Annotated in this window: 8 protein-coding genes; 5 read left to right on the top strand and 3 right to left on the bottom strand. The window is 60.8% G+C overall.

The features are described from left to right. On the top strand, positions 1 to 419 hold a 419-nt coding region (locus AC2FNB_RS20165), incomplete at its 5' end, for a proline racemase family protein (protein ID WP_496748569.1). A gap of 90 nt (positions 420 to 509) precedes the next feature. Then, the gene (pncA, locus tag AC2FNB_RS20160; protein WP_496748568.1) at positions 510 to 1,103 is read left to right on the top strand and encodes a bifunctional nicotinamidase/pyrazinamidase; all 594 of its coding nucleotides are present in this window, start codon (positions 510 to 512) and stop codon (positions 1,101 to 1,103) included. A 2-nt stretch (positions 1,104 to 1,105) separates the two neighbouring features. Here the strand turns inward: pncA and AC2FNB_RS20155 are convergent, their stop codons facing one another. Genes AC2FNB_RS20155 through AC2FNB_RS20145 form a run of 3 tightly spaced genes read right to left on the bottom strand, consistent with a single transcriptional unit; the run spans position 1,106 to position 3,194 of the window. Beyond that, positions 1,106 to 1,843, bottom strand: a complete 738-nt coding sequence (locus AC2FNB_RS20155; RefSeq protein ID WP_496748567.1) for a VOC family protein — start codon at positions 1,841 to 1,843, stop codon at positions 1,106 to 1,108. Beyond that, positions 1,840 to 2,448: an enoyl-CoA hydratase/isomerase family protein gene (locus AC2FNB_RS20150; RefSeq protein WP_496748566.1), complete on the bottom strand. Its 609-nt coding sequence runs from the start codon at positions 2,446 to 2,448 to the stop codon at positions 1,840 to 1,842. The genes AC2FNB_RS20155 and AC2FNB_RS20150 overlap by 4 nt, the downstream gene beginning before the upstream one ends. Then, entirely contained in the window at positions 2,445 to 3,194 is a 750-nt protein-coding gene (locus AC2FNB_RS20145) for an SDR family oxidoreductase (protein ID WP_496748570.1), read from the bottom strand. The genes AC2FNB_RS20150 and AC2FNB_RS20145 overlap by 4 nt, the downstream gene beginning before the upstream one ends. A 135-nt stretch (positions 3,195 to 3,329) precedes the next feature. On the opposite strand from AC2FNB_RS20145, the gene AC2FNB_RS20140 reads away from it, so the two are divergent. The 3 genes from AC2FNB_RS20140 to AC2FNB_RS20130 form a co-directional block, all read left to right on the top strand. After that, positions 3,330 to 4,853 (top strand): DUF2125 domain-containing protein, encoded by a 1,524-nt coding sequence (locus AC2FNB_RS20140; protein ID WP_480748893.1) that lies wholly within the window; start codon positions 3,330 to 3,332, stop codon positions 4,851 to 4,853. Positions 4,854 to 5,036: 183 nt separating this feature from the next. After that, the gene (locus tag AC2FNB_RS20135) at positions 5,037 to 6,383 is read left to right on the top strand and encodes a TldD/PmbA family protein (protein ID WP_496748565.1); all 1,347 of its coding nucleotides are present in this window, start codon (positions 5,037 to 5,039) and stop codon (positions 6,381 to 6,383) included. Continuing rightward, positions 6,370 to 6,633: inositol monophosphatase family protein (locus AC2FNB_RS20130; RefSeq protein WP_496748564.1), on the top strand; the 264-nt coding region annotated here is incomplete at its 3' end. The genes AC2FNB_RS20135 and AC2FNB_RS20130, both read left to right, overlap by 14 nt.

Here is a 6,633-nt window from a genome sequence, read left to right as displayed (position 1 = left end):
GTGCCGCGAACGAACAACTCGGGTTCTCGCATCCAGACAACCCCGATTGGAATCACATCTCTTTTTGCGCCTTCTGTGGCCCCCTTTCCACTACGGACAGCGGGCTGACTGGAAAATCTGCCGTTGCCATCCAGCCGGGCAAGGTCGATCGGTCACCGACCGGAACGGCAGTATCTGCAAGACTGGCGCTGATGGCCGCGAAGGGGCAAATCGCACAGAGCCAGACCTTTGAAGCGGTGTCGATCATTGGTTCGCGCTTCACCGGCAGGATCGTCGGCACCACGCAACTTGCCGATCGCCCCGCAATCATTCCCGAGATTTCAGGCCGCGCCTGGATCACCGGCATCCATCAGCACATGCTGGACCCCGAAGACCCCTGGCCCTCAGGCTATCGCCTCAGCGACACATGGGGCGCATAGATACCGAACGACACCCGGCAAGGCGTTTCGGAACGTTGACGCCGGACAAGGCGCCGCTTACCCCTGAATAAACAACCCGGAGACCCGCACATGACCCATGCCCTGCTTGTAATCGACGTTCAAAACGATTTCTGCCCCGGCGGTGCGCTTGCGGTGCCGCAAGGGGACGAGGTCATCGCGCCCATCAACGCCATGATAAGCCGGTTCGATGCGGTAATCCTGACGCAGGACTGGCACCCGGCAGGCCATTCCTCCTTCGCCAGCTCACATTCCGGCAAAGCTCCGTTCGAGGTGACCGAGATGCCATATGGGCTGCAGGTTCTGTGGCCCGATCATTGCGTTCAGGGCACCGGCGGCGCCGCGTTCCACCCCGAACTAAGAACAGATGCCGATCTGATCCTGCGCAAGGGATTTCGCGCGGCCATCGACAGCTATTCCGCTTTTTTCGAAAACGACCACACAACGCCTACCGGGCTTGAAGGCTACCTGCGCACGCGCGGGATCACCGCCCTGACGATGGTCGGGTTGGCCACTGATTTCTGCGTCAATTACTCGGCCGTGGATGCAGCGAAACTGGGGTTCGACGTCACCGTGAAACTGGACGCCTGCCGCGCAATCGACCTGGACGACTCACTTGCCGCCGCTCACGCGGATATGCAGAAAGCGGGCGTCCGCCTGGAGTAGGGTCAACCGGGCAACAACGGATCCCCAAAGGCATCTGTGGTCACCTCGCAAAGCCCTTCGATTTCCAATCCCAGATAGTCCGGCACGGGGGCGAACCGCGCTTGAGGAATATGTTGAAACTCCAAGGTCGTATAGGGTCGTTTCCACAGCCATTCCCGGTTCTCGACAGCCCAGAGGTCGGGATCTGGCGGTGTCTCATCCGTAAAGGCGTAAAAATGCAGGTCAAATCCGAAAGCCGCCACATCCTGCCGTGACAACAGGCGCAAGCCGAGTGATTTGCACACCTTTTCTTCGACCTGAATATCGCCCGTGCGCAAGGTAATTTGCCCGATGCCGGTATTGGAAAACGGATGTCCGGGCGTCGTCGCTCGTTCTGGTCGGTTGCCCTCGAAATCATGCTGGAGAAGTTCGATTGCGAACCCCTCCGGATCGGCCAGATGGCACATATATCCGATATCCACGAACTGAACCGGATCGCTGACGGCTACGCCCCGGTCCCGCAGATGGGCGACGGCCAGATCAACATCGGGCAAGGTGATGCCGATTTTCCAGTATCTCTGTCCCCGGTCAGCGACATATCCACCGCCACCGGGAAGCAACAAAAGATCGGCATCCTGCCCGGCATACCCGACGCGCCAGCCTTCGCCCGCGGGGGTTGTTCCCATGCCCAGAACATCGGAATAAAAACGCGCCAGTCCCGCTGGGTCGGCCACACGCAGCCGGAGGGCTGAAATCCTCATCCGCACATCTCCGCGATACCCGTGGCGATTTCAGGTTTCGCGGCAAGGCTGTCGGCAACCAGTTCGCGGGCAGTGTCCATCAGCGCATCGGCTTCGACAACCCGGTCCACCAATCCAAAGGTATAAGCCTCTTTTGCGGTGATCTTTTGACCCGCCATGAATATGAGCTTTGTCCGCGCCGGGCCGATCAGGGCTGCCATTCGCCTGGGGTCGGAAGGTTGCGGCAGAAACCCAAGCTTCATCACCGGATAAAAGAATTTGGCCGACGGCACGGCAACGCGCAGGTCGCAAGCCAGCACCATACCATTCGCACCCCCGGCAAGCGTGCCGTTTAGCGCGGCCACGGTCAGACAAGGCAGCGCGGCGATAGCGCCCGAAAGTCGCTCCCACACGTCCGACGTTGCAAGCCCGGCCCGCGCCTCGTCCAGATCGGCCCCGGCGCTGAACACCTTTCCGATCCCGGTCAGGATCAGCGCCTTGGCATCCACGGCGGCCTCGGCAATATCCGCCAGATCCTCAAGCATCGCCCCGGTCAACGAATTGGCTTTGTCGGGGCGGTTGATGGTCGCGATCCAAAGCCCGCCTTCTTTGGTCAGTTCGATCATGCCAGACCAACCCTCTTGCGGATGCCCTCGTCCCGCAGCGAAATCTCGGTGCCGACATATTCGTCGGCATCCTCGGAACACATCCACAACAACGCCCGCGCGGGCCAGTCGGCGGGAATGTGTGCCTCCCAATCCAATTGACTGACCGGGTTGATGCCGCTGGCCTTGATTTCGCGCTGCATCTGGGTGGCGACCGTTCCCGGCGAAAGGCCCATCGCGCGGATGCCGTGGTGCCCCTCTTCAAGATGCAGGCACTCGGTCAGCATCGCAGCCCCTGCTTTGGAAGCGCAATAGTGGCTCCACGCCTCGATGGGGTTGTGCGCCGCCCCCGACGAGATGGTAAGGATCGATCCGCCACCGCCCGCGCGCATTACCGGCAGCGCGGCGCGCATGCCGTAGAAAACGCCTTTGAGATTGACGTCGATGACATGTCCCCACGCCGCCGGGTCTGCCCGCGACAGATGAGAGATCGGCTCGATCGCGCCGGCATTTCCGATCAGAACATCCAGCCCGCCGAACCGAGTCACGCAGGTGGCCACCGCCGCCTCGACCTGCGCGTAATCGCTGACGTCACACGGCACGGCGACGGCTTTTTCTCCAATTTCCGCCGCCAACGCCGAAATCTGCGCCCCGCCCCGCGCAGCCAGTACCACGTTCGCGCCCGCCGCGGCAAATACGCGCCCCGCTTCGGCGCCAATTCCACGGCTTGCGCCAGTGATCAGAACGGTTTTGCCCTGCATATCCATGAGGATGCCCTCTTTAAATTCCATCTGTCGCAAGTCGTAGCCCGCAAAGGGGGAAAGGGTCCAGCCCTTGCCCCCTTGACGCCCGCGCCCTCAAGCCCGACGATGCGCGCGAAATTGATCGAGAAGGGTTCTCTTATGACTGCTTTCTATCGCCGCAGCTGCGGTGCCGTGCTTGCCTATGTTGTCGCAACCCAGGGCGCGTGGGCCGACCTGACCGCAGCCGACGTTTGGGCTGACTGGCAAGCTTACCTGGGCGGCATGGGCTATGAAGTGACCGGCGAGACAAGCAATTCGGGTTCCGTCATGACGATCGCCAACATGGCGATGACCATGGAACTGCCCGAGGAAGACGGCCAGTTCTCGATGACGATTCCGTCCATGACACTTACCGAGAATGGCGATGGCACGGTTACCGCGGGATTCCCCGCCTCTTTTCCGATGGTCATCGACGGAAAATCCGAGGGCGAGACGTTTCGGGCAGAACTGACCTATTCGCATGATGATCTGAACATGGTGATTTCCGGCACGCCCGAAGACACAACTTATGACTATGCCGCCAACCGTGTCGGCGTTGCGCTGACCTCGGTTGACTTCGATGGTGAAACGCTTCCGCCCGAGGCGCTTTCAGCAGCCATGAACATGGTCAATGTTGCGGGCAAGTCGCAGATGAAAATCGGCGAGATGCGCGACCTCACGCAAAGCATGACAGCCGACAGCCTGACCTATGATGTCGCCTTTGATGATCCCGAATCCGAAGACCAGGGCAAGTTCAAGGGTACAATGAACGGCCTGAGCTTTGAGGGCACAGGAACGATTCCCAAGGAATTCGATCCCGCCAATTACAACAGCCTTGTCGAGTCCGGCTTCGACTTTGACGGCAAATTCACCTTTACATCGGGGGCGGGCGAAATCGCAGGCGTCGGTGATGGCCAGCAGTTCGAGATGTCCAGCCAATCCGAAGGGGGTGATTTCGCAATTGCCATGGATGCCGCACATATCGTGTACGATATCGCTCAGAAAGGCGTCAAAATTGCTGTCTCAACCGCGGACCTGCCCTTCCCGATCGAACTGGCGATGGCAAGTGCCGGGATCAAGTTCGACATTCCGGTTCAGGCATCTGACGAAGAACAACCCTTTGCCTTTGCCATGAACCTGACCGATTTCACCATGTCGGATATCCTGTGGGGCATGTTCGACCCGGCGGGCGCGCTGCCGCGCGATCCGGCAACCATCGCCCTCGACACAAGTGGAACGGCCAAGATCAAGGTGAACTTCCTTGACCCCGCCGTGGCCGAAACACTGGACGCAACCGATGCGGCTCCGGGCGAGCTGCACTCGCTCAGGATCAACGAGTTGATTGTCTCGCTTGTCGGGGCAAAGCTGACCGGCACAGGGGATTTCACGTTCGACAATTCCAACCTTGACGCCTTTGACGGTGTCCCCGCCCCGTCGGGCGAAGCAAACCTGCAATTGGTCGGGGCCAATGCGCTGATCGACAAGCTGATCTCAATGGGCTTTGTATCCGACGAAGACGCGATGGGCGCCCGGATGATGATGGGTCTGTTTGCCGTGCCGGGGGACGCGCCGGACACGCTGAACTCGAAAATCGAGATCAACGACCAGGGGCATGTGATGGCCAATGGCCAGCGGATCAAGTAATCTGAATTTCACGCCGCAAACAAAGGGCTGCCGATGTGGCGGCCCTTTTTTGTTTGCTTTGGCACAAGCCCTTCCGGATCGGGTCGCAACCCGATTCATCACCGATATGCAGCATTCTTTGGTCATCGGGCCTTGCGGCACGAACAGGGCAAGGCTAGGTCCAGAATAGACGACGGAGGCCATATGAAACGGACACCCGAAGAAATCAGCCACGCGCTTTTGGATGCGGCCCGCAAGGCGGGCGCGGATGCCGCAGATGCCATTGTGATCGACGGGTCCTCGGTTTCCGTCGAAACCCGTAACGCGACGCTGGAAAAGGCCGAGCGGTCCGAAGGTGTCGATCTTGGGCTGAGGGTTTTTCTGGGCAAGCGACAGGCCATCGTGTCCAGCTCCGACAGTCGGCCAGAAACCCTCGCCACAATGGCCGAACGCGCGATTGCCATGGCCCGCGAAGCGCCAGAAGACCCTTATGCCGGGCTTGCTGGCTCGGATCAGATCATCAAGACGTGGGATGTCGAACCGCTGCAGCTGTTTGACCCCACGCCCGAACCCAGCGCCGAGGCGCTGATGCAGGACGCACTGGAAGCCGAGGCCGCGGCGAAAGCTGTAAAAGGCGTGACACAAGTGTCAGATGCGGCGGCGGGCTATGGCGTGCATCGCGTTCATCTGTGTGCGACAAACGGTTTCTCCGGGGGCTATGCACGATCCAGCCGCTCGATCTCTTGCGTCGCGATTTCCGGCGAGGGCACAGGGATGGAGCGCGACTATGACGGTGACAGCCGCACCTTTCAATCCGACCTTCGCTCCGCGCGGGACATCGGACAAACCGCGGGAGAGCGCGCAGTGCAGTTGCACGGTGCGCGAAAGCCCCGCACGGGAACATTTCCGGTTCTGTTCGACGAGCGCATATCCTCTTCGCTGATCGGTCATCTTGTGGCGGCCAGCAACGGCGCGGCCATTGCGCGGGGGGCCTCGTGGCTCAAGGACAGTCTGGGCGAACATGTGTTGCCCGACGCGTTGTCACTGGTCGAAGACCCACACCGTCCCCGCATATCGGGCTCGCGCCCCTTTGATGCCGAAGGGTTGCCAACCGCAAAACGTGCGATCGTGAAAGACGGCATTCTGACTGGATGGACGCTGGATCTGTCCAGTGCGCGCAAGCTGGACTTGCCCGCAACCGGCAACGCCGTACGCGGCGTATCAGGACCACCGTCGCCCAGCAACTGGAACCTGAGCCTGACACAAGGCAGCCAAAGCCGCGATGATCTGTTGCGCGACATGGGGACCGGGCTGTTGGTGACCTCGATGATCGGGTCGACCATCAACCCCAATACCGGCGACTATTCCCGGGGCGCATCCGGCTTTTGGGTCGAGAACGGCGAAATCTCGTATCCGGTCAATGAATGCACCATTGCGGGAAATCTGCGTGACATGCTGCGGCGGATCATCCCGGCCAATGACGCACGCCCCTATCTGTCCCGCGTGGTCCCGTCACTTCTTGTCGAAGGGATGACCCTTGCCGGAAACTGACCTGTCCCTGCTCGTCGAGGCCGCGCTCGAGGCCGGGCGGATTGCCACCCGGTATTCGGGCGATACCGCCCAGCGCTGGGACAAGCCGCAAGGCGGCGGACCGGTGACAGAGGCGGATCTGGCCGTCAACGCCATGCTGGAACAACGGCTGCCCTCGGCCCGGCCCGGTTATGGCTGGCTGAGCGAAGAGACCGAGGATAACGACGACCGCCTGCACCGCGAGCATGTGTTCATCATCGACCCGATCGAC

It is taken from the genome of Ruegeria sp. BHSB058 (genome assembly GCF_059613285.1).
This window is presented reverse-complemented; position numbering and strand designations above follow the sequence as displayed.